Origin of the sequence: Vibrio sp. 10N.247.310.98 (assembly GCF_041467395.1) — a bacterium.
Classification (GTDB): domain Bacteria; phylum Pseudomonadota; class Gammaproteobacteria; order Enterobacterales; family Vibrionaceae; genus Vibrio; species Vibrio crassostreae_C.
Map to the genome: position 1 here is coordinate 40,363 of NZ_JBFSUL010000016.1, position 24,842 is coordinate 65,204.

Annotated in this window: 21 protein-coding genes; 3 read left to right on the plus strand and 18 right to left on the minus strand. The window is 44.8% G+C overall.

Going from position 1 to position 24,842, the window contains the following annotated elements:
* Position 1 precedes the first annotated feature (1 nt).
* From apt to AB6E78_RS08790, 4 genes are all read right to left on the minus strand, one after another.
* Complete coding sequence (gene apt / locus AB6E78_RS08775) at positions 2-547, minus strand: adenine phosphoribosyltransferase (RefSeq protein ID WP_017062340.1); 546 nt, start codon at positions 545-547, stop codon at positions 2-4.
* A 161-nt stretch (positions 548-708) separates the two neighbouring features.
* The gene (locus tag AB6E78_RS08780) at positions 709-1,080 is read right to left on the minus strand and encodes a YbaN family protein (RefSeq protein ID WP_029225617.1); all 372 of its coding nucleotides are present in this window, start codon (positions 1,078-1,080) and stop codon (positions 709-711) included.
* A 74-nt stretch (positions 1,081-1,154) separates the two neighbouring features.
* Positions 1,155-1,292, minus strand: a complete 138-nt coding sequence (locus AB6E78_RS08785) for a hypothetical protein (RefSeq protein WP_017067606.1) — start codon at positions 1,290-1,292, stop codon at positions 1,155-1,157.
* A gap of 148 nt (positions 1,293-1,440) precedes the next feature.
* Positions 1,441-2,544: a response regulator gene (locus AB6E78_RS08790; RefSeq protein ID WP_372133114.1), complete on the minus strand. Its 1,104-nt coding sequence runs from the start codon at positions 2,542-2,544 to the stop codon at positions 1,441-1,443.
* Positions 2,545-2,772: 228 nt separating this feature from the next.
* On the opposite strand from AB6E78_RS08790, the gene AB6E78_RS08795 reads away from it, so the two are divergent.
* Positions 2,773-3,648: a LysR family transcriptional regulator gene (locus AB6E78_RS08795; protein ID WP_017062344.1), complete on the plus strand. Its 876-nt coding sequence runs from the start codon at positions 2,773-2,775 to the stop codon at positions 3,646-3,648.
* A gap of 100 nt (positions 3,649-3,748) precedes the next feature.
* Here the strand turns inward: AB6E78_RS08795 and purF are convergent, their stop codons facing one another.
* The 10 genes from purF to fabB all read right to left on the minus strand — a co-directional run bounded on the left by purF (position 3,749) and on the right by fabB (position 18,726).
* Positions 3,749-5,263 carry an amidophosphoribosyltransferase gene (gene purF / locus AB6E78_RS08800; protein ID WP_017062345.1) on the minus strand — a complete coding sequence of 505 codons (1,515 nt, stop codon included), beginning with the start codon at positions 5,261-5,263 and terminating at the stop codon, positions 3,749-3,751.
* A 34-nt stretch (positions 5,264-5,297) separates the two neighbouring features.
* Entirely contained in the window at positions 5,298-5,789 is a 492-nt protein-coding gene (locus AB6E78_RS08805; protein WP_009848678.1) for a CvpA family protein, read from the minus strand.
* Positions 5,790-5,850: 61 nt separating this feature from the next.
* On the minus strand, positions 5,851-6,426 hold the full coding sequence (locus AB6E78_RS08810) for an SPOR domain-containing protein (protein WP_017070741.1): 576 nt from the start codon (positions 6,424-6,426) through the stop codon (positions 5,851-5,853).
* Complete coding sequence (gene folC / locus AB6E78_RS08815; protein WP_017062347.1) at positions 6,427-7,689, minus strand: bifunctional tetrahydrofolate synthase/dihydrofolate synthase; 1,263 nt, start codon at positions 7,687-7,689, stop codon at positions 6,427-6,429.
* Positions 7,690-7,731: 42 nt separating this feature from the next.
* On the minus strand, positions 7,732-8,658 hold the full coding sequence (gene accD, locus AB6E78_RS08820; protein WP_017062348.1) for an acetyl-CoA carboxylase, carboxyltransferase subunit beta: 927 nt from the start codon (positions 8,656-8,658) through the stop codon (positions 7,732-7,734).
* Between the two features lie 176 nt (positions 8,659-8,834).
* A complete protein-coding gene (gene truA / locus AB6E78_RS08825) occupies positions 8,835-9,629 on the minus strand; it encodes a tRNA pseudouridine(38-40) synthase TruA (protein WP_004734161.1) in 795 nt (264 codons plus the stop codon).
* 194 nt (positions 9,630-9,823) lie between these two features.
* The gene (locus AB6E78_RS08830) at positions 9,824-14,662 is read right to left on the minus strand and encodes a FimV/HubP family polar landmark protein (protein WP_372133110.1); all 4,839 of its coding nucleotides are present in this window, start codon (positions 14,660-14,662) and stop codon (positions 9,824-9,826) included.
* A gap of 207 nt (positions 14,663-14,869) precedes the next feature.
* On the minus strand, positions 14,870-15,883 hold the full coding sequence (locus AB6E78_RS08835; protein WP_017062350.1) for an aspartate-semialdehyde dehydrogenase: 1,014 nt from the start codon (positions 15,881-15,883) through the stop codon (positions 14,870-14,872).
* Between the two features lie 12 nt (positions 15,884-15,895).
* Positions 15,896-17,029, minus strand: coding sequence for a 4-phosphoerythronate dehydrogenase (locus AB6E78_RS08840; RefSeq protein WP_017066628.1), 1,134 nt, complete (start codon positions 17,027-17,029; stop codon positions 15,896-15,898).
* A gap of 485 nt (positions 17,030-17,514) precedes the next feature.
* On the minus strand, positions 17,515-18,726 hold the full coding sequence (fabB, locus tag AB6E78_RS08845) for a beta-ketoacyl-ACP synthase I (RefSeq protein ID WP_017062353.1): 1,212 nt from the start codon (positions 18,724-18,726) through the stop codon (positions 17,515-17,517).
* A gap of 128 nt (positions 18,727-18,854) precedes the next feature.
* On the opposite strand from fabB, the gene mnmC reads away from it, so the two are divergent.
* Complete coding sequence (gene mnmC, locus AB6E78_RS08850) at positions 18,855-20,933, plus strand: bifunctional tRNA (5-methylaminomethyl-2-thiouridine)(34)-methyltransferase MnmD/FAD-dependent 5-carboxymethylaminomethyl-2-thiouridine(34) oxidoreductase MnmC (protein ID WP_372133107.1); 2,079 nt, start codon at positions 18,855-18,857, stop codon at positions 20,931-20,933.
* Between the two features lie 116 nt (positions 20,934-21,049).
* On the opposite strand, the gene AB6E78_RS08855 is transcribed toward mnmC, so the two are convergent.
* The 3 genes from AB6E78_RS08855 to AB6E78_RS08865 all read right to left on the minus strand — a co-directional run bounded on the left by AB6E78_RS08855 (position 21,050) and on the right by AB6E78_RS08865 (position 22,551).
* Positions 21,050-21,571, minus strand: coding sequence for an NADPH-dependent FMN reductase (locus AB6E78_RS08855; protein WP_017062355.1), 522 nt, complete (start codon positions 21,569-21,571; stop codon positions 21,050-21,052).
* A 176-nt stretch (positions 21,572-21,747) separates the two neighbouring features.
* On the minus strand, positions 21,748-22,011 hold the full coding sequence (locus AB6E78_RS08860; RefSeq protein ID WP_017063425.1) for a YfcL family protein: 264 nt from the start codon (positions 22,009-22,011) through the stop codon (positions 21,748-21,750).
* Between the two features lie 9 nt (positions 22,012-22,020).
* Positions 22,021-22,551: an elongation factor P hydroxylase gene (locus AB6E78_RS08865; RefSeq protein ID WP_372075010.1), complete on the minus strand. Its 531-nt coding sequence runs from the start codon at positions 22,549-22,551 to the stop codon at positions 22,021-22,023.
* A gap of 298 nt (positions 22,552-22,849) precedes the next feature.
* On the opposite strand from AB6E78_RS08865, the gene AB6E78_RS08870 reads away from it, so the two are divergent.
* The gene (locus AB6E78_RS08870) at positions 22,850-23,473 is read left to right on the plus strand and encodes a trimeric intracellular cation channel family protein (RefSeq protein ID WP_372133104.1); all 624 of its coding nucleotides are present in this window, start codon (positions 22,850-22,852) and stop codon (positions 23,471-23,473) included.
* A 150-nt stretch (positions 23,474-23,623) separates the two neighbouring features.
* Here AB6E78_RS08870 and aroC read toward each other — a convergent pair whose 3' ends face one another.
* The gene (aroC, locus tag AB6E78_RS08875) at positions 23,624-24,709 is read right to left on the minus strand and encodes a chorismate synthase (protein WP_372133101.1); all 1,086 of its coding nucleotides are present in this window, start codon (positions 24,707-24,709) and stop codon (positions 23,624-23,626) included.
* Positions 24,710-24,842: the final 133 nt, after the last annotated feature.

Here is a 24,842-nt window from a genome sequence, read left to right on the forward strand (position 1 = left end):
ATTAATGACCGTCGAATTCGCAGATGCTAAACACTTCTAGACCTAAGCCTTGTAAGCGCTTGTCACCACCGATTTCTGGAAGGTTAATAACAAATGCAGCGTGTTCTACCACACCACCAAGCTGACGAATCAACTTTGTTGTTGCTTCAATCGTACCGCCCGTTGCTAGCAAGTCATCAACCATAAGCACTTTATCGCCTTCAACGATAGCATCAGTATGGATTTCTAGAGTGTCGGTGCCGTACTCAAGCTCATAAGATTGTGCCACAGTTTGACGAGGCAGCTTGCCCGGCTTACGAACAGGAATGAAGCCAACACCTAGCTCAAGTGCCAAAGGCGCACCAAATAGGAAACCACGAGCTTCAGTACCAACGATCTTAGTAAAGCCCATGTCCTTGTATGTTTCCGCTAGCAGGTCGATAGTCGCTTTGTAAGCTACTGGATCTTCCATCAAGCTTGTTACGTCACGGAACAAAATACCCGCTTTAGGGTAATCAGGAATGCTTTTGATGCTTGCTTTGATCAGAGAGATTTTTTCTGTGTTCATAATCTTATGCACTTCATTAGGCCGCTTTCCAAACTCTCGTTAACGAATCAAACATCAACGCTCGGAATTAAGGAAAGGTACGATTGGTATTCATTGCAACGAGAGTCATAACTCTGATTGCTGAAATAATAAACGCCCGCTATACAAGCAGGCACACTGGCTTAATGGTAGTGATTTTCTTTGCTGTCAGCAACCAACTCATGGGTTGGAAGTCGCATAAACCATGTGAGAAGAATAACAAGTACACAAATTAGGAAAGCCTTGACCCAAATGATAGGGGCAAAGTAGATGGATAACGCAAAACTCAACAAGATAAAGAATACGCCACGCGTTTTAACTTGTTTGGTGACGGCACCGTGTTGATACCAATTGTTCAGCAAAGGACCCAGCGTTTTGTGCTCATGCATCCATTTATGAACTTTCGGATTGCTTCGCATGAAGCATGCGCTGGCAAGAAGGAGAAAAGGAGTGGTTGGCAGAACGGGCAAAACTATCCCTAGAACTGCGAGAAATATACAAAGGCCACCAGCAATATTGAGGCTTAAAACTCGAACGCTAATTGTGGCCTCCTTGAGTTAGCTATCACCAATCGGCGACGACAGCTTAACTAGAATGTTGCGTAACCATTGAATACGCGGATCAACGTAAGTGTTGCTGGTAGCAATGGAATCATTAAAAATGCGGCTAAAAATCCTAAAAAGTAGAATACATTAAACGGGTCTTGAAAGTCTTTGTTATCTGCCATGATTGCTTCTTGTTTTTGTTAGTGAAGGTAAGTATCCGGCGAACCAAACCCGCTTTGCTAAATCGACATTTAACAAAAAAGGCATAGCCACACCATTTGCGCAACTATACCTTAATCAATTATTCACAAAAACCGAGGAAATATAGGGTTAATCAGTAGACCCTTGGTGTATGTCTAAACTAAAACTTGCCGCTCCAAGTAGGCTCAACGACAGTTGGCAGCCCTGTTCGATCGGAAGGTCCCGCGTAATAAAGTTCTTCTTGCAGTTCTCACCCAAGCGCTCACCTGCTGCAATATATTGATTCAATTCACCATTCGACCATTGCCCGTCTAGACCCGCAGGCAAAATGGAGATGGTTCCCTCGGCAAGGTCAGCAACACCAAACAAGGCATTCACTGGGGTGGAGCATTTAGAGCAACGAATCCCCTTCTCTAAGATTTCAGCAATATCTTTGAGATCAACATTAAAATCTTTTCTGTTTCTTATGTAATCGTGGAACAGCGCTCTCACTAACAATGTTGTCGCGGAGCCGCCATTATCAGACGACGATGAATCGACGAGGTAAAAAGCAAACTGCCCGTTCATCATCCACGCATAGTCAAACACAAGTGGCATCATCTCTGTTGATTGCAGTAACCGGTAACTGCAACGCCATGAGCCTTGTCGCGTATCTTTCTCTGGAAGCAGCGCATGCAGTAAGTCTTTTGCTGCGCTTGGGTTATCTTGAAGGTAATTCAGGTGCCAATGCAGTTCTTGGTCTTCAGGGATCTCTCCCCCATCATCCACACAGAACCATTGGCTCGAAAAATCTCGTTGGTCTGAAATGTTATCGAACGAATCTGTCAATGTATTCGCAATCGCACTTCCTAGGTGACGGTGATCCTCTAATGGCTTCGCCAAGAAGTCTTTAATACCAAATCGCAAGGCTTTCGCCACGTCAGACATGTCATCAGTGCCAGACACAACGATCATAGGCAGTGACGGGTACTCTAAACTGAGCTCTTCCACAAGCTCTATGCCATCAAGTATTGGCATTGATAAGTCAAACACAATTAAATCTGGCGCTGAGTCTCTAAGTTTCTGCAAAGCGTCCAGTCCATTTTCAGCCTCAACCACTTTATAACCGACCTTGTCTAGGTACGCGCTGGTTATACGGCGAAAAATAGGATCATCATCAACCAACATCACGCATTTTTGGTTAATTACTTCCTGAGCCGAGGTCATTACTGGCTGACTGTGAGTTTTGTACATAATCTATAACCTCACAAAACTAAGTCGAATTATTATTGTTATCTGTTCTAAGAACTAATATAAAACTTAGTAATAAAATGCTAAATACACAAATTTGCACTCTTTACTGGTAATTCGTGACGAGGGTTGGAATACTTGTAAACAGTGCAACGAGTTGACGTAACGCAAACATTGATCTCACTGTTACGTATAAATTAGATGAGATTGTAAACAAATGTGTCTGGATTTATGAAATTAGATGATTTAAACCTCTTTCGACTCGTCGTTGAAAATGGGAGCTACACCGCAACATCGCGCAAGACTATGATTCCGGTTGCGACCATCACACGACGCATCCAAGCCTTAGAAGATTCTTTGAACCTTAGGCTTCTCAATAGACACGCGCGTAAACTTTCTTTAACAGAGGCAGGCGAACGTTTCTTCAATGAATGCTCTCCGCTGTTGCAACGTCTCTCTTCTACTGCAGAAGAGTTAACTGACGTGTGCAAAGGCGCTTCCGGTAAGATTCGTATTACGGCACCCTCAAACCTGACCAAGCGCATGATGATGCCAATGTTCAGTGAATTCATGATTCAATACCCTGATATCAATATTGAGCTGATGATGAACAACCAAGCGGATCAGCTGGATCCAACGGAGTGGGACGTAATTTTCCGAGTCGGCCCTCAGCGTGATTCAAGCCTAATCGCTCGAAAAATCAGTGAAGTCAAAGATATTCTTATCGCGAGCCCTGAGTACTTAGCGAAGAACCCAGCTCCAAGCCATGCTGAAGAGCTAGCGAACCATTCGCTACTCAAAGGCTACCCGCTGATTAAGTGGCAGCTGAGTAATTCGAATGAAGAGACGGTGGTGAATAGCGAGAAAGGCCGTTTCAACGCCAATGCGCTTAATGTCGTGAGACAAGCGTGCTCAGAAGGCCTAGGTATCACCCTAATGCCTGACGTGATGATTCGTGAATACATTGAAGATGGCAGCTTAGTGCAAGTCTTAGAAGACTGGAGCGCTAACCCTCGTGATATTTACATGCTTTATAACCACAAAGACCATCTACCAGAGAAAGTGAGATTGTTTATTGATTTTGTGATCGCATACCACATTCATTAAGGTCAATCCCCTTCTCTATAAACAAAAAACCAGAGCCGATGCTCTGGTTTTTTATTTTCTGTATCGCTAGCGAAACTCTGTATGACTAACGAAACGCTAGTTAAGCGCCTTCGTTGTGTAACTCTAAGTTAGCAAGATCTTGTTGAATCTCACGCTGAACCTTTGAGTCGTCATTACGCAAAGAGTCTAGGAAATCTAGGTACACTTGGTCGATATCGCCCGTTACATACTCGCCGTTAAATACAGAAGTATCAAAACGAGAGATGTCTTGATTGCCCATGCCCACTGCAGAAATCAGATCTGGTAGCGTTTGGAAAATCAAGGCGTCTGCGCCAATCTGCTTACAAATCGTTTCGTTATCACGACCATGAGCAATCAACTCTGTCGCGCTCGGCATATCAATGCCGTAAACGTTAGGGAAGCGAACCTCTGGAGCAGCTGAAACCATGAAGACCTTATTTGCGCCAGAATCACGAGCCATCTCAATGATCTGCTCTGATGTTGTGCCGCGAACGATAGAATCGTCAACCAGAAGAACGTTCTTACCTTTAAACTCAGAGCGAATTGCGTTGAGCTTACGGCGAACCGACTTCTTACGTTGTTGCTGACCTGGCATGATGAATGTGCGGCCAACATAGCGGTTTTTCACGAAACCTTGACGGTATGGCTTATTGATCGCTTGAGCGATTCGTAGCGCAATATCGTTTGATGTTTCAGGGATTGGAATAACTACATCAATGTCTAAGTCTGCGTACTCTTCTTTAATACGCATACCAAGCATCTCACCCATCTCAACGCGTGCGCTGTAAACCGAGATTTTGTCGATGAATGAATCTGGGCGTGCAAAGTATACAAACTCAAAGATACATGGGTTTAGTTGTGGGTTGTCTGCACATTGCTTAGTGAAAAGCTCACCGTCAAACGTTGCGTAGATAGCTTCACCTGGTGCTACGTCGCGCATGAAGTCGAAACCAACAGCATCGAGTGCTACCGATTCAGACGCAACCATGTACTCTGTTTTACCTTGAACTTCACGCTTACCAAGACACAATGGACGAATACCATGTGGGTCACGGAATGCGATCATACCGTGGCCGATGATCATCGCCGTTACGGCGTAAGCACCACGAATTGTACGATGCACATTTGCCACAGCGCGGAAAACGTCATCTGAAGTTACGTTACCTTTAACAGTATCGATCTCATGAGCTAATACGTTCAGTAGAACTTCAGAGTCAGAGGTTGTGTTTACATGACGACGGTCTTTTTCGAACAACTTCTCACGAACTTCGTTTGCGTTCGTCAGGTTACCGTTGTGCGCCAACGTAATGCCAAAAGGAGAGTTTACGTAGAAAGGCTGAGCTTCAGACGCACTTGAACTACCCGCAGTAGGATAACGAACATGGCCAATACCAACTTCACCTTGTAGGCGCTGCATGTGTTTTGCTTCAAAAACATCTTTTACTAAACCGTTCGCCTTACGCAGACGGAAACGATTGCTTTCTATGGTACAAATACCAGCGGCATCTTGGCCACGATGCTGCAATACCGTTAAAGCGTCATAAATAGACTGGTTTACAGGTGTTGAACCCACGATTCCAACAATACCACACATGTCCTAATCCTCGATTTTTCGACATTAACTGGCGCTAGAGCGCGCCAGATAAGAAACTAGATGTTGCTTGTAAATGCTCGAAGAACGGCGCAATGATTCGACTAAATTCTGGAACCAATTGCGAATTCTTCCACCACTCAGAACTTGGGAATGCAGTAAACGCATCCATGAAAAACAACACTGCAGAAACAATCAAAACACCACGTAAGCCACCAAAGACGACACCGAGGATTCTGTCTGTACCTGACAGGCCTGTTTTCTGAACTAGTTGACCGATGACATAGTTAACTAAGGCACCCACAACTAACGTTGCAACAAACAATGCTGCTATCGCAGTTCCGTTTCGAAACATCTCATCTTCGATATTGGTGAAGTACATCGCTAATTTAGCGTAGTACTGGCTAGCAATAAAAAATGCTCCAAACCAAATAACGAGTGACAAGGCTTCTTTAGCGAAACCACGAACTAAACTGATCACGGCAGAGAAGCCGATCACGCCTAAAATGACAAAATCTAACCAATTCATGAATTCTTCATCTTAAGTTGGCGCGCATTTTAACAGAAAAAATGCTGACGCAAACGTTTTCTTATGGATTTAACGGTTTAAATTTGAGCAACTGGCCTTTTGAACCCGTAATTTTTTCTAATTCCTTAATTTGTCGCTCAAGTTTGGATTTAGAGACATCCGGGCCAATAATTACTCGCGTAAAAGTTTTTTCTTGCTTGGTGTGAGCCTGATAACCGCGCTTTTGCAGATCCTTAACAACGTTTTTTGCGTTGTCAGCATTCTTCAAAGCCATCAATTGAATAATCCAAGCACTGTCTTGGTATTCATTTTTTTCAGGTATCGGCTTAACCACAACTGCCACTTTGTCTGCTTCTTTATCATTAGAAGAAGACGCGGTTTGCGTGTTTGAATTATCAGTACGACCACTTTCAACCACTTGCTCAACCGGAGAATCCGGTAGCGCTATCTGATCTTCAACGGGATCGAGTACTTCAAACACTTCAACATTACTATCAAGCTCAGGCTTAATTGGAATGCTTGCAAACTCTTCTTTGTAGTGGAGCTTCTTACCATCTAGTACATCGGGCAATACAATCACGCCAATGGCCACTAAAATGATGGTGCCGACTAACCGGCTTTGGAATTTACTTGCCATTTAGTTTCCTTTTTTCTGCCAATGCTCCAACACTTCACCCACTGTATGGAAAGAACCGACAACCAACACAACATCGTCACCTTTAACAGAAGCTAAAGCCGCTTCAAACGCTACAACAGGGTTTGAATACCGCTCTACACCTTCAGGTAAGCTTTGACACAATTCAGCGGCTGTTGCGGCTCGTGGGCCGTTCAGCGAAGCTGGGTACCAATGTGTTGTTATTGGAGCTAATACTTCCAATGTCGCGGGGATATCTTTGTCATGAAGCATGGCGACTACAACGTGTAAATTTTTGCCTGCATACTTCTTCGCGACTTGCTGCGCAAAGTACTCAGCAGAATGCGGGTTGTGTGCTACATCAAGCACAATCACCGGTTGTTCGCTAATTTGCTGCATACGCCCAGGAAGCTGCGCATTCTTCATGCCGTTAACCACGTTCACGTCGCTAATACTAAGCTCTGATGTGCCCAATGCCATCAACGCTGTTGCAGCGTTAGGTAACGGCAGGCTTGGAATAGGTAGCGATTCTAGTTGGAATGCACCACTGCGCCAGTTCCACGTATCACCGTCAACATCATAAGTGTATTGAATACCGACTTGGTAGAACTCAGCCTTAATGTCATCAGCGTGCGCTGCAACCGTAGCCGGTGGCTTGGGTTGACCACAGATAGCGGGTTTACCGCTACGATAAATGCCCGCTTTCTCAAAACCAATCACATTGATGTCATCACCTAGCCAGTCAACATGGTCGACAGCCAAACTAGTAATCACAGAAACATCATGCTCAACGATATTGGTCGCGTCTAAACGCCCGCCTAAACCCACTTCTAAAAGCACAACATCAACCGCTTCAGTTTGAAATGCACGTAACGCCGCTAAAGTGCCATATTCGAAAAAACTCAGGCTGATTTCGCCACGCTCTTTCTCAATGAAATCGAAAGACTGAACCATCTTTTCATCAGATAGATCTTGGCCGTTGATACGAACACGTTCGTTATAGCGAATTAAGTGAGGAGAGCTGTAGACACCAACTGAGTAACCAGCGTCCAATAGAATCGCTTCCATCAGTGCACATGTTGAGCCTTTGCCATTGGTTCCGGCAACAGTAATAACATGTTGAGCAGGTTTGGTGAGGTTTGCCTTAGAGGCGACGGCCTGAACTCGGTCTAATCCAAGATCAATAGCGCTTGTGTGGATGTTTGATAAATAATCAAGCCACATCTCCAAAGAGGATGTGGCTTGAGGAATAGGTTGTTGACTCATCTAACTCATAACCATAATTAAGTTGGTTTGTTAGAAGGTACTTTACCCTTTTTCTGGCGCTTCTGGTACTTCATAAGTAGCTTCATTCGGTGAATCGTTCACAGAAACTACTAATGGTGAAGGCTGGTTGGTCATTTTAGCAACAAGGCTTGCAACGCGCTGACGCATCTCACGACGGTCAACAATCATGTCGATAGCACCGTGGTCTAGTAGGAACTCACTGCGTTGGAAACCTTCAGGAAGGTCTTCACGTACCGTTTGTTCGATTACACGACGTCCAGCAAAACCGATCAGTGCTTTTGGTTCACCAATATTGATATCGCCAAGCATTGCCAAACTTGCAGAAACACCACCCATTGTTGGATCAGTCATGACTGAAACAAACGGTAGGCCTTTCGCAGATAAACGCTCAAGCGCAGCACTGGTTTTCGCCATTTGCATTAGAGACATCAATGCCTCTTGCATACGAGCACCACCACTTGCAGAGAAACACACTAAACCACAGTTGTTCTCGATAGCAGCATCTACCGCTTTCACGAAACGAGCACCAACAACAGAACCCATTGAGCCGCCCATGAATGAGAATTCAAAAGCACACGCTACGATAGGTAAACCCAATAGTTCGCCTTTCATTGCAACTAATGCGTCTGTTTCACCACTGTTCTTTTGAGCAGCAGAGATACGTTCTTTGTAACGCTTAGAGTCTTTAAACTTCAGCTTGTCTTGTGGCTCAAGATCAGCACCTAGTTCAACACGCTCACCTTTGTCTAGGAATGTATCCAGACGACGACGTGCTTTCATGCGCATGTGATGGTCACATTTTGGACATACTTCTAGGTTACGCTCTAGTTCAGCATGGTACAGAACCTGCTCACAAGAAGTACATTTCGTCCAAACACCCTCAGGGATAGACGCTTTACGAGATGTTACGATGTTGCTTTTTTCTAAAATCTTTTCAAGCCAACTCATGGAAGACCTTTTTGTTTCGATTCTTCCGCTTGATTGCGAAAGAAATAAATTTGGGAATTATGCGTGGGAATTAAAGCACATAAAACAGCGACTGTAGATAAAAAACTGGTTGTACCTATTTTCTGGGACTATCCTACGCACTAAACCGTAATAATTTTTGAACCTAAGTCTCACATTTAGTTCAAATTATCCGGTAAAAATAGAGGACCAATTGGCTCTCGTGGTAGCTCAAAATGTTCAGGATAATCAACATCCACCAGATACAAACCTTCCGCTTTTGCAGTTGCGCCGGCTACTTTTCGATCTTTAGCTTCTAAAAGCCACTGGATCCACTCTGGTTTCTGCTCACCTTTACCTACGGCAATAAGGCTACCCGTAATATTCCTCACCATGTGGTGAACAAACGCATTCGCTTTAATATCGATCACAATGTAGTGTCCATGACGAGTCACGTTCAAGTGAATCATGTTTCTCCATGGGCTACGAGATTGACAGTGTGTTGCCCTGAACGAAGTGAAGTCATTCTCACCAAGTAAGTACTGACCCGCTTCATGCATTTTTTTCTCATCAAGATGACCATGATAATGGCTCACACCTGAATTCAAAATGCCTGGGCGTAGTGCATGGTTAAAGATAATGTAGCGATAACGGCGGGCAGTAGCCGAGAAACGAGCATGGAAATCCTCATTCACTTCTGTCGCCCAACGAACCGCAATATCTTTTGGCATGTTGGCATTCGCGCCCATTGTCCATGCCACCATTTTACGATCGACATTAGTTTCAAAGTGAACGACTTGTCCCGTACCGTGAACACCGGCATCTGTACGACCTGCGCACATAACTTCTACAGGGTGATTCGCGACAACTGAAAGAGCCTTTTCCAATTCTTCTTGGACACTTTTCACGTCTCGTTGGCGCTGCCAACCAAAGTAGTGGGTACCGTTATATTCAATACCTAAAGCAATTTTCATGTTCTTGTTCTCTTTGAAAATGGGCGAGAAGTATATACGGAAATCAGTGCTAGCCCAAATAGGATGGGGCTAAAACTTCAATAAACAATCAGCATCGACCGAGACGATGCTGTTGAAAAACCAAATGAAACGATAGCGCTCTGTATCGCCTTAAAATAAAGGGTAGCCAACGCTACCCTTTCTGATTTGTAAATTTATCGACCGTTTAACGTATCGATAAGATTTTTTGCCTCTCGACGAATATCATCGCTGCCGTCAACGATTGCCTCTTCTAGAAGCTTAATTGCCCCTTGCGAGTCACTCATCTCGATGTAGATTTTGGCCAAATCAAGCTTACCCGCAGCTTCTGCATTGCTGTCGACATCATAATTGCCAATATCACCGATAACATCAGGGAATTCGTTAAGACCCACATCCAGTTTAAGCTCTTCATCGTCTGGATTAATGACTTCTTCACCTTCTTGCTCGACTTGAGCCATTAGCTCATCAATCGTCATGTACTGCTTATCACGACTGTTGCCTGATTCGGTTAGATTGTCTTGTTCAGCCCAATTCTCTTCTTTGATTTTCGGTTCAGCTTGCTGTTCAGCCGATGCCCAAATCTCTTGTTGGTCATCAGGCACATCATTATGCATGCTCGATTGTTGTTCTGGCGCTAGGTTAAAGCCTTTCCAGTCTTCGCCGCCGACTTCAAGCATGGCGTCAATATCTAACCCTGCGCTATCAATCGAAGTTGCGTCCAATGGCTTATCGAACATGTTGTCGACAGAGTCTTGAACATCTTCAGAAAGCAACTCAGCTAATGCTGTCTCATCAAAGTCATCAAAGCCTTCTAGTGGCTCGTCTTGAACCGCTGCAGGCGTTGAGTTTGGCTCTGAAGCCGCGCTCAGTGATTGTTCTGGCTGTGCAAAACCAGCCGGTTCAGAGTCTTCAGCATTCGAGAAATCATCAGCCTGACTATAGCTCTGCGGATTTGAGAACAGATCATGCAACGCATCTTGCTCTTCGCCTTGTGGGCTGAAAGAAGTCAGTGGTGTTGGCTTCTCAGCAAACGCATCAGAGATGGCTTCATCTTCACCATATTCAGGTAAATCAAACTCATCGAACTCTACGCCTTGGGCTTCCGCCACCGGCTCGGCATTGCTTTGCTCAATATCATCTAAAACAGAGTCTGCTTTTGCGCTTTCTTCATCGTACTCCGGAAGATCAAGGTCATCGAACTCGAACTTCTCTGTGTCAGGCGCTAAGTCTTGCTCTAACTGTGCTTCATCTGGTTCACTCACCACTTCCGCTAACGCATCGTCTTCACCAAACTCTGGTAGTTCGAAGTCATCAAGCGAGAATTCTTCTTCGCTTTCTGGTTTCGCAGTTTCAACTTGTGGTGCAGCATCTAACTGAGGCTCAGCGGTAGGTTGCGATTCAACACTTGATTGAGAGTCTATAGCAGGCGTTGCTGGCTCTGTTGTTGATTCAGCATCAGCTTCCGCTAGTGCGTCTTCTTCACTAAACTCTGGTAAGTCGAAATCATCAAACGAAAACTCTTCGTCGTCTTGCGCCTGAGCTATAACTTGGGCTTCAGTTTGAGGCTCAACACTTGGTTGAGCATCAATAGCTGGCGTTACTGGTTCTGGTGTTGATTCAGCATCAGCTTCCGCTAGTGCATCTTCTTCATTAAACTCTGGCAATTCGAAGTCATCAAACGAGAATTCTTCTTCGCCTTCTTGTCCTAGAACTTCAGCTTGTTCTGCTACTTCCGCTTGTGGTGTAGCTTCAACTTTCGGTTCAGCGACAGGTGTCACTAGCTCTGGTGTTACGTCAGTTTCCGCTAATGCTTCTGGTTCAGACGCCTCATCTTCAATCAGCCAATCATCGTCTTCTGGCACACCAAATTCATTTGGAATGATCTCTGGCATGTTTGCAGCACGAACTGGCTCTGGCTCTGGCTCTGGCTCTGGCTCTGGCTCTGGCTCTGGCTCTGGCTCTGGCAAGGATTCAACGACATCTTCAAGCTGATCGCTACCTTGGATTTTCGGTTCAAAGTCAAAATCAGAGTCAATGTTCGCTGGCGACTCTACATCGTCGATGGCTTCAGCTAACCAGTCTTCAACCGTTTCTTCTTCATCTTCAGAGATATCGTTCAAAGACGATGGCGAAGCTTGCTCTTGTACGTCGGCTTCTTTCGGCTCTGGTTCTTGTTGTGCGGTTTCTTCTTTAACTCGCTCTTCAAAATCTGGTTTGTCAAAATCAGAATTCTCAGATAACAGCGAGTCGATATCCAGTTCATCATCTTCAACCGATGATGCGGTTTCTTGCGCTGATACTTCGTCGCTGTCTAAAAGAGACGCTTGCTCTGGTTCAACCGTATTGTCAATTGATGGTTCAACAGGCTCTTCTATTGCTGGCAACAAATCATTGTCATCAGAAGTCATTAACTCATCAATCAACGCTTCGTCTGTTGTTTCTAGCGAGTCATCAAGCAAAGCATCCGTTGCCGGTGCGACACCGAACAAATCATCGATAAAACCATCACGATTAAAGGCTTCATCATTTTCTGGCTTAATGTCAGAACTTTCTTGAGTCATTTCAGAATCTAACGATTCATCAGTAACGACTTCAGGTTGTGGTGTTTCACTAATGTCCGGATCTTGCTCAGGCTCACCTTCAGAGGTTAACGGAGTAAGCTCAACGTCTGAGTCCTTTTCAGGCTCCTCATTGGCGTTGTCCAAACCAAAGGCTGCGTCTAACTCTTTATCAAACGTCTTATCTTCAGATTCAAGCTCGTCTTCAATGCCACTTGTCAGTAAGTCATCAAATGGGTCTAGAGATTCTGATTTTGATGCATCCGCTAAAAGCTCATCATCTGACAATTCACTATCAAGGAAATCATCCAATAAGTCGGTACTTTCGGCGTCGAGTTCGAAATCATCCTCGTCAGAGTCACCTATTAATTCATCCAAGGTTTCCGTGCTGTCTTCTGCGATGTTGAGGTCATCATCGGTCGATAAACCAGAAAGCTCTTCAAGCTCAGACAGAGAATCAAAGCCAAGAGGTTCGCTTTCAGACTCATCATCCGAATCGTCCCCTAGCATCTCATCAAGAAGGTCTGTCGAGTTACTTAGGTCTACGTCATCGCCTGCCAGTTGCTCATCAAGCAGATCAACGCTGTCTTGAGGTTCTTCATTTACGATGGGCTTATCGAACTGAGACAGAATGTTTTCGATATCATCATCAGACGCCAAACCACTGTTTAGGTTAGTGGCAATCTCATCGTCGCTATCGAGGTTGAAAGGGTCATTCGCTTGATCGTTCTGAGCAGCAACTTGGGCAAAGATGTCATCAATATCATCATTCGCTGTCGGTGAAGCTGGCTCAGGGGACTGTTGTTCAGAGATTAGAGCATCAATATCAAAATCGTCATTGCTCAAATCAACAGGCTTAGTCTCACTTTGTTGCTCAGAGGTAAGCGCATCGATGTCAAAATCATCGCTTGCTGGTGTTTCAGTGCTAGAAGGCGAATCACTTTGCTCTTCCGAAATCAGAGCATCAATATCGAAGCTGTCGTCATCTTCGTCATCAAGAGCAAACAGATCATCTAATAAAGATTGGTCTAGCTCGTTGGAACCGAGATCTTCAGTTTCAGACTCTTGAGATAGTAAAGCTTCAATGTCATCAGCAGACATTGCGTTATCATCAGAAAGATCAAAGTCGACATCATCAGTATCGACGGCGCTTTCCGCTGTTTTGTCTAGCGCACGTTCCATCTCTTCAAGGCCAAGCGCTTTCTCTTCGCCATTAACACTAATGCCGTTGCTGCTGTCTAAATCTAGATCGTCGAAGTTGGTGTCTAAATCACCGTTTTCGCCAATGCTAGCAAATGGGTCATCGTCTTCACCATCTAGATTGAAATCGAGATCAGATTCATCTAAACCGGCAAAGACATCGTCTTCTTCAGCTAGCGCTTGATCGTCAAACAACTTGTTGGCGTCATCTTCCGTACCAAACAAATCATCGTCTAACGACAGCTCGTTAAGGTCGTCCATCTCGTCGCCCAATGTAATAGGTGCAACGGTACTTGGTTCTGGCTGGAGCGGTTGTTCTTGAGTCGTCTGCTGTTGCTCATCATTTTTAGAACGACGGCCTAACAGCATCACAATGATCAAACCAAGTAGCAGACCTGGAATAATCGCAAGAGCCGCCACTAACCAACCATTCGATAACAATTCGTCCATGGCACTTGGTGCCATCTTTTCAATTTCGGCGTTCTTTCTGCGCTCTTCATCAAGCAGCTTTTCCACTTCGCTACGAATGCGGTCTTCATCACTGAGCTCTGTTTTTAGCTCATCCACTTCCGATTGAACATTCGATAACATCAAACGAAGTTGGTGATTTTTCTCTTCAAGTGACAGCAGTTCAGTTTCTGAAAGCTCTAGCTGCTTCTCTAACTTGTTCATCTCTTGGGTTGGTGCAGATTGAGCTAGAGATGATTGAGTTGGAGACAATGGCTTTTTAGCAGTTTCAGTAGTGCTTACTTGCTTAGCAGGAGTAACATTTTTTGCATCAGAACTCGGCGCTTTGGGTTTTGAAGCGACAGGCTTACTTGCAGGAGCATCAAGCTTAGCAAGATGTGAGTTCATGATGTTGATAGCTTGCTGCGTCGAGCTTGCACGTGCTTGCTCTAAAGAAGGCACGCGTAGATTGCTCGCAGGCAGCAGGCTATGGATATTCTGGTTTTCAAACGCTTGTGGGTTTAAGCGATAAATAGCCAACAGAGTTTGTTGGACTGAAACGGAGTTATCAGGGCGTAACTTTGAGGCAATAGACCACAATGTTTCTGAGCCGCGAGTTGGACCATAGAAACGTGAAGGCTCAGCGCTATTTGATTGCGCTCTTTGAAGTGGTTCTGAAAACGTAGGCGCTGATTGTATCTGGCCATTAGGCCCTACAACTCGAATGGAATCTGCACGAACAACGGAAATCTGAGTCGCAATGATAAAGGCAAAAGGCATTAACCACGGCTTGAAAATTTGAAACATAAAAGGCTCAGCTAGGTGCTTAAATTCGGAAAAGTGATGATCTATTAAATATATCGGATAAATGACGTAAAACTATAGAGATGAAAACAAAAAATGTGTTGCAGCAACAATATTCGCAGCAATTTCACACAATTTGACTAACAATATTTTTAATCGATTAAAAAAGCCCCACTAAAGAGTGAGGCTTTTTTATCAAAGCAATAAAGCTTAGAAGTAATCGCGAATCAGAACTTCAGCGATTTGAACTGCGTTTGTTGCTGCGCCTTTACGAACGTTATCAGCGACAACCCACATGTTTACGCCACTGTGATGGCTGATGTCGTTACGAATACGACCAACCATTACGTGGTCTTTACCACCTGCATCACGAACTTGAGTTGGGAAGTCTAGCGCTTGGAATACTTCAACACCTTCTGTGTTCTCTAGAAGCTGAACCACTTGCTCTGCACCGATTGGTGCGCGAGTTTCAATGTGTAGAGATTCTGCGTGACCGTAAAATACTGGTACGCGGACACAAGTCGGGTTCACTGTGATTGAAGAGTCAGCAAAGATTTTTTGAGTTTCCCAAACCATCTTCATCTCTTCACGCGTGTAGCCGTTCTCTGTAAATTCATCGATTTGAGGAATACAGTTGAAAGCGATTTGTTGTGAGAACGCTGAGTTTTCAGCTGGCATACCGTTAAGAAGCTTAGCCGTTTGACCCGCTAGCTCATCGATACCTGGCTTACCTGCACCAGACACAGATTGGTAAGTTGAAACGTTAATACGCTCAAGGCCCACTTCATCGTGAATTGGTTTTAGCGCTACTACCATTTGGATAGTCGAGCAGTTAGGGTTCGCGATGATGTTACGGTTACGGAACTCAGCAATCGCTTCAGGGTTCACTTCAGGCACAACCAGAGGAACATCGTATTCGTAACGGAAGCGTGATGTGTTATCGATGACAACCACACCTTCATCAGCCGCAATTGGAGCCCAACGCTCTGAAAGCTCGCTACCTGCAGAGAAAAACGCAATATGTACTTGAGACCAATCGAAGTCTTCTACGTTTTGTACTTGTATTGTTTTGCCGTTAAAACGGGAAGTTTTGCCTTCACTACGTTCACTTGCTAGTAAGTGCATTTCACCGACAGGGAATTTACGCTCTTTAAGTACTTCAAGAATGGTTTCACCAACCGCACCAGTCGCACCTAAAATAGCAATATTAAATTCTTGGCTCATTGTTTCTCTCTTTTATAAAGTTGGCTTTACCATAAAACCGAGTTTAGATAACGGCGTTAAATTACAAGATTCGTCGCCCGTTAACTCGACTGCACTGTACTCTCTGCGGTCCCAATATTCTTTACGCATCTTGTCAAAAGAACCCGGCGTAACGATATTGCGACGGAATAAGGCGTCGTCTTTGCGCACATCATAGATCAACTGAGTCAAATTGTGCAGTGTTGCTTCATCCCAAGCTCTATCTAATTTCATTTGAGGTACAGGCGCTGTCGGCAATAAGTCGCTTGCATACGCACGCTGTTCAGTACCTAAAAATTCACAATAACTGTTGAAGATCATCGTGGTACCACGCGCTTTACCTTCTAAACCGTAGCCCGCTACGTGAGGCGTTGCAAAAGCGAGTAACGGAAGAAGCTCAAAGTCGACTTCAGGTTCAAACTCAAACACATCAAGCACTGCAGTGAAACCATCGGCTTTTTGCAGGCGAGCTTTTAGCGCTTGGTTATCAACCACAGGACCGCGAGCTGCATTAATCAGGATTTGATCAGCACGTAAGTTGTTCAGCACTTGCTCACTGATCAAGTGATGCGTTGGATACTGACCCGTCTTAGTGATTGGCGTGTGTAATGTAATAACGTCTGATTGTTCAAGCAAAGTCTCTAACTCAGTAAATTCGCGAGTATCACCCTCTTGCTGTTTTAGAGGGTCGTTCAGCAGAACTTTGATACCAATACCTTCAAGGCACTTCGCTAAGTAACTGCCCACTTGACCACAGCCGATAATACCAACCGTTTTATCAAAAACAGAAAAGCCTTGTTGCTGCGCAAGCACCATCATCGCACTGAACGCGTACTCAGCAACACCCACCTTGTTACAACCAGGTGCCGCAGTAAAGAAAATGCCACGCTCTTTCATCAACTCTTGGTCAACGTGATCCATGCCAGCCGTCGCAGTACCAACAAACTTCAGCTTATTGGCTTTGCTGATCAATGACTCGTTTACCTTGGTAACAGAGCGAATCATCAATGCGTCTACGTCAACTAGGTCGTCAGCTGTTAATGTGCGACCAGACTTCATTGTCACTTCCCCTAGCTGGCTAAAAAGCGCTTCAGCGTAAGGCATATTTTCGTCGATTAAGATTTTCATTTGGCGAGTACTTTTGTTGGGGTCTATCGACCTAAATGTGAATTGAAATGATTGTGCAAAATTCCACACACGGTGTCGAGTAGCAATTGGAATACATTATAAATAAAGGGCTGAATCACCTAACCTTGGCAGACAAGAACCGAAACCAGAGTGAACACCCAAGATCAAACGGCTAAAACGAAAAATGCCCGATTGAATAAACAATCGGGCAAACATCCAGAACAAAAGGATCCTATCTCGCTCTCCAGGAGACAGAGTCTTGCGTCTGTTCAACCAGTACTAACCAAAGTCAGTACTGGTCAAGCTCTGGAAACCTTTCAATCTCTAAACCCAGATTTAAAAACTATGTTCAAAAAACACGTTTACCAACCTGCGTCTAAAAACTTTGTTCTGATGGTCATTATTACTGGGTGACCTGTGCGTGTTGAATCGGCACTAGCGCAACCCTTTAACGATTAACCTTGTCTCTGTAACTCAAGCTTAAGTTAAGCTTGGTACTTTTTGATTACTAGCGTTGCGTTCGTACCGCCGAAACCAAAACTGTTAGACATAACTGTAGTTAGCTCTTGATCACGAGCTTCAGTTACGATGTCTAGGCCAGCAGCAGCTTCGTCTAGGTTCGAAACGTTAATGCTTGGAGCGATAAAGCCGTTATCTAGCATTAGCGTTGAGTAAATAGCTTCGTGTACGCCAGCAGCACCTAGAGCGTGACCTGTCATCGCTTTAGTTGCAGAAATTGCTGGGCTGTTGCCACCAAATACTTCTTGGATAGCGCCTAGCTCTTTAACGTCGCCAACTGGAGTTGAAGTACCGTGAGTGTTCACGTAATCAACGCCATCAACGTTTTGCATCGCCATCTTCATACAACGAACCGCACCTTCACCAGAAGGAGCAACCATGTCGTAGCCATCTGAAGTTGCGCCGTAGCCTACGATTTCACCGTAGATTTTTGCGCCACGAGCAACAGCGTGCTCAAGCTCTTCGATAACTAACATGCCGCCGCCACCAGAGATAACGAAACCATCACGGTCTGCATCGTAGGTACGAGAAGCCAGCTCTGGCGTGTCGTTGTACTTAGTAGAAAGTGCGCCCATTGCGTCGAACATCATAGTCAGAGACCAATCCAGTTCTTCACCGCCACCAGCGAATACAACGTCTTGCTTACCAAGTTGGATAAGCTCCATTGCGTGACCAATACAGTGTGCAGATGTCGCACATGCAGAGCTCATAGAGTAGTTCACACCACGGATTTTGAAAGGAGTTGCTAGACAAGCAGAAACCGTAGAAGCCATTGTACGTGGAACCATGTATGGACCAACGCGCTTCACGCCTTTCTCACGGATGATGTCTACCGCGTTTACTTGGTTTAGAGATGAAGCACCACCTGAACCCGCAACGATACCCGTGCGGTCATTAGATACTTGATCTTCAGTTAAGCCAGAATCAGCAATTGCTTGCTCCATTGAAAGATAAGCGAATGCCGCTGCATCACCCATAAAGCGCATTTTTTTGCGATCGATATGGTCAGCAGGGTTCATTTTTAGGTTACCCCATACTTGAGAGCGCAAGCCATTTTCCTTGAACTGCTCTGAAGCGGTAATACCAGATTTACCCTCTTTCAGTGATGCTAAAACTTCTTCGACGTTGTTACCGATACTTGAAACAATACCCATACCGGTGATTACGACTCGTTTCATGTGACATTCCTATAATTCTAAATTCAGCTAGATGATAACTAAGAAGCCTAACAAAAGTGGTCAGCTTTCCTAGAAATTCGTACAATCCCTACCAACATATCGCTTCAAATCACAAAATGATAGATTTTATGACTTCAATTACTAATGCAGAACTGGAATGGAATGAGTCTGGCACGCCAGTTTCAGACCAATTTGACGACGTTTACTTCTCCAATGTTAACGGTTTAGAAGAAACTCGCTACGTCTTTTTAAAGCAAAACCACCTTCCAGAGCGTTGGCTTGAACATGAACAACGCCGCTTTGTGATTGCTGAAACCGGCTTTGGCACAGGTTTGAACTTTCTTGCAGTTTGGCAATGGTTCGATGCTTTTCTTAAAGATAACCCACAAGCGATGACCAAAGAGTTACATTTCATCAGTTTTGAAAAATATCCTTTAAATAAAGAGGATCTGATCAAAGCACACCAATCGTGGCCAGAATTAGCCGAGTATGCGACGAAACTCCAAGAACACTACCCTATTGCTCTACCTGAATGTCACCGCATTGTGCTGGGCGACGGTGCAATCACGCTTGATTTGTGGTTTGGCGATATTAAAGATTGCATGCCCAACGTACCAACCCCGCGTGAAGGTTTGGTTGATGCTTGGTTCTTAGACGGTTTTGCTCCGAGCAAGAACCCAGAGATGTGGAATCAAAACCTATTCAACGGCATGGCTAAGCTCGCTAAGCAAGATTGTAGCTGCGCCACCTTCACCGCTGCTGGCTTTGTTCGCCGTGGCTTAATTGAAGCTGGCTTTGAAATGAAAAAGGTCAAAGGCTTTGGTACTAAGCGAGAAATGATCGCCGGCCGACTTGGCGAAAAGCACGCTCACACCAACATCAAACCTTGGTATGGCCTCGCTCAACACACTGAATCCCAAGACATTGCGATCATTGGTGGTGGTGTCGCCAGTGCTGCATTAGCCAAAACGCTAAGCCGTCGTGGCAAAAATATCACCCTTTATTGTGAACATCCACAAGCTGCGGGCAATGCCTCAGGTAACAACCAAGGTGCGATTTACCCGCTATTAAGCGAAGCGACCTCGAACGTGTCTCGCGTGTTTGGCCCGGGATTACTGTTTGCTCGTCAATTTATTAATCAAGCGGCTCAGTCTATTCAATTTGATCACAGTTGGTGTGGCGTGAACATCTTGATGTGGGATCAAGGCTCCACTAAAAAGCTCAACCGCATGTTGGAAGGCAACTTCCACACCGACCTGATTCAGCGTTTATCGCCAGAGCAAGCCAACGAAAAGATTGGCTTACCCGTCGATAAAGAGAGTGTTTACTTTCCGCTGGGTGGTTGGCTAAGCCCTCTGCAACTGACTCAAGGCTTGATTAGCAAGTTAGAAGAGAACAACCAAGTAAGCGCGCACTATCAACATCAAGTAACGCAACTTGAGTGGCTCGAAGCTGAACAACAATGGATACTGACGATGGATACACCTCAAGGTGAGATTCAAACCAAGCACGACCAAGTGGTTGTCGCGAATGGACACAAGTTCACTCAGTTTGAACAAACTCAGCCAGTACCACTGACTCCGGTTAAAGGCCAAGTGAGCCATATTCCGACCACGGAAAATCTCAGCCAGCTAAAAACCGTGTTGTGCTTTGATGGCTATTTGACGCCACAGAACCCCAACAATGGTCATCACTGTATTGGTGCGAACTACGACAAAACCAATATCGACCAAGAATTTGATATTGAGGTTCAGCAGCACAATGGCGAGCGCCTACATGGGTCACTACCAGACCAAGCATGGACAAAAGATGTCGATACCAGTGACAACTTAGCGCGCCAAGGTATCCGAAGCGTAAGCCGTGACCACCTTCCGTTTGTCGGAAACATTGGTGACTTTGAAGCCATTAAGGAGCAGTACCAAGATCTCCACAACTTCAACCCGCAGCGTGACTCGGTTGAGGATGTAGAAACGGTAACAAGCTTCCCTAACCTTTATTGCTTTATCGGACTGGGTTCACGTGGTTTGAGCTCTGCACCATTATTGGCTGAAGTATTAGCATCACAGATCTGTGGCGATCCGCTGCCCTTGCCTGTTGATGTGCTTGAGGCGATTCACCCAAGTCGAATGTGGGTACGCAGACTGCGTAAAGGTAAGGCATTAACGGCTGGATGGGTTGCTGACAAGCATTCTAAATCAAAGCCGTAGTTTCTAGTTCAGCTAATCTGAATATCTGAAACTAATAAGTTAAAAGCTAAAAAGCCCGAACGACATTGTGTCGCTCGGGCTTTTTGTTATTCGTGTTGTTCTAAACGAAGCTGTATTTACAGCTTAGCAACCGCGTCTTTAATCTGTAGAACGATCTCTTCGTTGCTGATAGAACCAGATTCAAAATCAAAGTTATCGTAGAAGCTTGGTACTGAAACTGACGCTTGCACGTTTCCACCGAAGTAAGGTGCAGAACCTGTCGCTGCGCCAAGTACCGTTTGTGCGCCGCCAGGGCCTGGTGAAGTCGCTAGGTAAACCGCCGGCTTCTCGCCAAATACTGAACGCTCAATGCGTGTCGCCCAATCAAATAGGTTTTTATACGCAGCTGGGTAGTGACCATTGTGTTCTGCGAACGAGATAACAAACGCATCAGCTTCAGCTAGGTCGCGCAAGAATGCTTGAGCGCCTTCCGCTTGGCCAATCTCTTTTTCAGTGTCTTCACTGAACATAGGAACATTGTAATCGTTGATGTCTAGGACTTTAACTTCAGCACCTTCAATCAAGTTTGCTGCGTAAGTTGCTAGTGTTTTGTTGATTGAGGTAGAACTTGTGCTTGCGCCAAATGCGATAACTTTCATGATGTGACCTTTCTGTAATTCCGTTAAGTGGGATTAGAATAACGTAGTAAGAAAATGTAACCATCACAAGAAATGAACGGACTCATTCAAAAATTTCGAACGAGTCTCAAATAAACCAGTTCGCTCAGCAAAATGGGAAAGGAAGGGACTGAGCGGATAGTATTAATACATCGAGATTAAGCTTGGTTTTGTAGCTCAACCCAAAGGTCATTAACGATAGTGCGGTCTGCTGGTGTTAGTTCAGAGCGAGCGTCGTCTAGGCTCTGTTCAATACGAGCTTTTACTTCAGCCACATCTTCAATGCCTTCTTCTTCACATGAAGCCACTGAAAGAGAAATATGACCACGTAAGTAACCACCAGCAAACAGTTCATCGTCTGATGCGTTTTCAATGCGAGCATCAATTACTTCAAGTAGTTTTTCTTCAAATTCGATAATCATAATATTCTCTTATTTCACAATAAATTGGCTAGCACATAAAGGTTCTACATCGTAGAAGCTGCGTAATGCTTCAGAGAGCATTTTCACGCGAGGCGGAAAGCCTACTTCAAAGATACCCATAACTTCGCTATGTACTTTATTCATAAAGGCCAAACGATCTGGCTCAAAATCGCCGTGTAGATTGTCACAGCTGACATTAAAAGGAAAGCCTGCGCTCATCGCAATGATCCATTCATACGCTTGTGGGCGAATTTCTACTTTTTCAAACTCAGCTTGAACCGATTCCGTTCGACCGTCAGGTTCATACCAATAGCCAAAATCTTCCAGTAAACGACGCTCAGGCCCAGCAACGCACCAGTGTGCGATCTCATGGAGTGCAGAGGCGTAAAAGCCACGTGCGAACACGATTCGATGGTGTGGGATAGTATCATCAGCAGGCGAATAGATCGGCTCATCAGCCCCTAGCTCTAGTTTGGTATTAAAGCTTTCAAAAAAGGTCTGATTGAAGATATCGATAATGTCTGAGTATTGGTGTGTCATAAAATCAAATTTAAGTAAAAATAACTGGGGCATTTTGCTTTTTTTTAAGCGCTCGGTAAAGCCCTATCAAGCGTAATGACATCGGGTTCGCCATTATACTTTGCAGTGACAATCGATTGCCATTCCCAGATTACACCACTTTAAGGTGAATGATTAGTTTAGCTAATCTGAAACGCCCATTCACGGTACAAATATTCATTCGTCAACAAGCATTTTTACTACTACACTCGCGCTTCATTTTATATCCCTAAGGCCTATAAGACTCGAGTTTATAGACCTAAATTATAGAGCTACAGCAATGCTACTAAGTGTTTTGTATATCATTGGCATCACGGCAGAAGCCATGACCGGCGCTCTCAGTGCAGGCAAACAAAAAATGGATTGGTTTGGTGTAATGCTGGTTGCGAGCGCAACGGCAATTGGCGGCGGTACAGTACGCGATATCTTACTTGGCCATTACCCTTTAGGTTGGGTTGAAAACCCTCAGTATCTGGCCATCACCTGTATAGCAGGTGTTATTACAACCGGGTTGGCGAAATGGGTTATCAAGCTAAAAGGTTTGTTTATTCACTTGGATGCCTTAGGCCTAATCGTATTCAGTATCATTGGTACCAAAGTAGCGATGACCATGGGTCTGCACCCGATGATTTGCATGGTATCGGCATTAGTGACAGGTGTCTTTGGTGGTTTGTTACGTGACCTTATCTGTCGTCAAACACCATTGGTGTTACATGAAGAGCTGTATGCCTCTGTCGCACTTGTCGCTTCAGGTTTGTACCTAGGTTTGCTTGAGCTTGGCATCAACGACGTCACGGCGACAATTGTGACGCTTGTAGTTGGTTACTTGCTGCGCATGGCGGCTGTAAGATTCAAATGGAGTTTGCCTTCGTTCCAGCTTGATCCTGAAAGTTCAGTGCATTAATGGATTAAGAGCCTTAAGCTGCTAGCTGTCTTTAATGACGATAGTCGCTAACCGGACGAATAATCCTGCTAATGTGAAAAAGGGTTACTTCATTACGAAGCAACCCTTTTTTGTTTCTACCAATTCTATTCTAAATAAAAAGAAGCAGAATTAGATTTGTGGTGTTTCAGTTGTCACACCAAAGTTTTGACCACGATGACGTAGCAAGTGGTCAAGCAGCACGATAGCCAGCATTGCTTCTGCAATAGGTACCGCACGGATGCCAACACATGGATCGTGACGACCTTTCGTGATTAGCTGCGTTGCTTCACCATCTTTCGTGATTGTGTCACCAGGTACAGTGATGCTTGATGTTGGTTTAAGCGCAATGCTTGCCACAATATCTTGACCAGTAGAGATACCACCTAAGATACCGCCAGCATGATTGCTGCTGAAACCTTCTGGAGTTAATGGGTCACGGTGTTCACTACCGCGTTGATTAACAACATCGAAGCCATCACCAATCTCAACACCTTTCACAGCGTTAATGCTCATTAGAGCGTGCGCGATGTCAGCATCTAGACGATCAAAGATTGGCTCACCAAGGCCTACTGGCACTTTAGTCGCAACCACTTGAATCTTCGCACCGATCGAGTTGCCTTCTTTTAGCAAGTCACGAATCAGTTGATCAAATTCTGGTACTTTGTCGGCATCTGGACAGAAGAAAGCGTTGTTTTCAATCTCGTTCCAATCCACTTTATCAATTGAGATATCACCCATTTGAGAAAGGTAAGCTTGGATTTCAACACCAAATTCTTGTTTTAGGTATTTCTTCGCAATTGCACCTGCAGCAACACGCATTGCAGTTTCACGAGCTGAAGAACGACCACCACCTCGGTAATCACGCACACCGTACTTTTGATGGTACGTATAGTCAGCGTGGCCAGGGCGGAACTTGTTTTTAATTTCGGAATAGTCTTTAGAGCGTTGGTCTGTATTTTCAATCAATAGACCAATAGAAGTACCCGTAGTTTGGCCTTCAAATACACCTGATAAGATTTTCACTTCATCCGCTTCACGACGAGCCGTTGTATAGCGAGAAGTGCCCGGACGACGACGGTCCAGATCTTTCTGCAGATCTTCTTCGGTAATTTCTAATCCTGGTGGGCACCCGTCTACGATACATCCTAGTGCGATACCGTGACTCTCTCCGAATGTGGTCACTCGAAAGTGTTGTCCGATACTGTTTCCTGCCATTGCTTCCTCTAAATCAGCCATCAATCAGAAGGTTTGATTCCTAAACCGACTGGCTAATAGCTTTACTTGTCTATTCTTCGTGAATTCATAGTGGCTTTATTACCAAATGATGTAAACCCCAAAAAACGAACAA

Bases quoted from the DNA above. Each gene is read 5' to 3' on its own strand.
- apt (WP_017062340.1), bottom strand. From the start codon at position 547: ATGAACACAGAAAAAATCTCTCTGATCAAAGCAAGCATCAAAAGCATT.
- AB6E78_RS08785 (WP_017067606.1), bottom strand. From the start codon at position 1,292: ATGGCAGATAACAAAGACTTTCAAGACCCGTTTAATGTATTCTACTTT.
- AB6E78_RS08790 (WP_372133114.1), bottom strand. From the start codon at position 2,544: ATGTACAAAACTCACAGTCAGCCAGTAATGACCTCGGCTCAGGAAGTA.
- AB6E78_RS08795 (WP_017062344.1), top strand. From the start codon at position 2,773: ATGAAATTAGATGATTTAAACCTCTTTCGACTCGTCGTTGAAAATGGG.
- purF (WP_017062345.1), bottom strand. From the start codon at position 5,263: ATGTGTGGTATTGTTGGAATCGTGGGTTCAACACCTGTAAACCAGTCT.
- AB6E78_RS08805 (WP_009848678.1), bottom strand. From the start codon at position 5,789: ATGAATTGGTTAGATTTTGTCATTTTAGGCGTGATCGGCTTCTCTGCC.
- AB6E78_RS08810 (WP_017070741.1), bottom strand. From the start codon at position 6,426: ATGGCAAGTAAATTCCAAAGCCGGTTAGTCGGCACCATCATTTTAGTG.
- folC (WP_017062347.1), bottom strand. From the start codon at position 7,689: ATGAGTCAACAACCTATTCCTCAAGCCACATCCTCTTTGGAGATGTGG.
- accD (WP_017062348.1), bottom strand. From the start codon at position 8,658: ATGAGTTGGCTTGAAAAGATTTTAGAAAAAAGCAACATCGTAACATCT.
- truA (WP_004734161.1), bottom strand. From the start codon at position 9,629: ATGAAAATTGCTTTAGGTATTGAATATAACGGTACCCACTACTTTGGT.
- AB6E78_RS08830 (WP_372133110.1), bottom strand. From the start codon at position 14,662: ATGTTTCAAATTTTCAAGCCGTGGTTAATGCCTTTTGCCTTTATCATT.
- AB6E78_RS08835 (WP_017062350.1), bottom strand. From the start codon at position 15,883: ATGAGCCAAGAATTTAATATTGCTATTTTAGGTGCGACTGGTGCGGTT.
- AB6E78_RS08840 (WP_017066628.1), bottom strand. From the start codon at position 17,029: ATGAAAATCTTAATCGACGAAAATATGCCTTACGCTGAAGCGCTTTTT.
- fabB (WP_017062353.1), bottom strand. From the start codon at position 18,726: ATGAAACGAGTCGTAATCACCGGTATGGGTATTGTTTCAAGTATCGGT.
- mnmC (WP_372133107.1), top strand. From the start codon at position 18,855: ATGACTTCAATTACTAATGCAGAACTGGAATGGAATGAGTCTGGCACG.
- AB6E78_RS08855 (WP_017062355.1), bottom strand. From the start codon at position 21,571: ATGAAAGTTATCGCATTTGGCGCAAGCACAAGTTCTACCTCAATCAAC.
- AB6E78_RS08860 (WP_017063425.1), bottom strand. From the start codon at position 22,011: ATGATTATCGAATTTGAAGAAAAACTACTTGAAGTAATTGATGCTCGC.
- AB6E78_RS08865 (WP_372075010.1), bottom strand. From the start codon at position 22,551: ATGACACACCAATACTCAGACATTATCGATATCTTCAATCAGACCTTT.
- AB6E78_RS08870 (WP_372133104.1), top strand. From the start codon at position 22,850: ATGCTACTAAGTGTTTTGTATATCATTGGCATCACGGCAGAAGCCATG.
- aroC (WP_372133101.1), bottom strand. From the start codon at position 24,709: ATGGCAGGAAACAGTATCGGACAACACTTTCGAGTGACCACATTCGGA.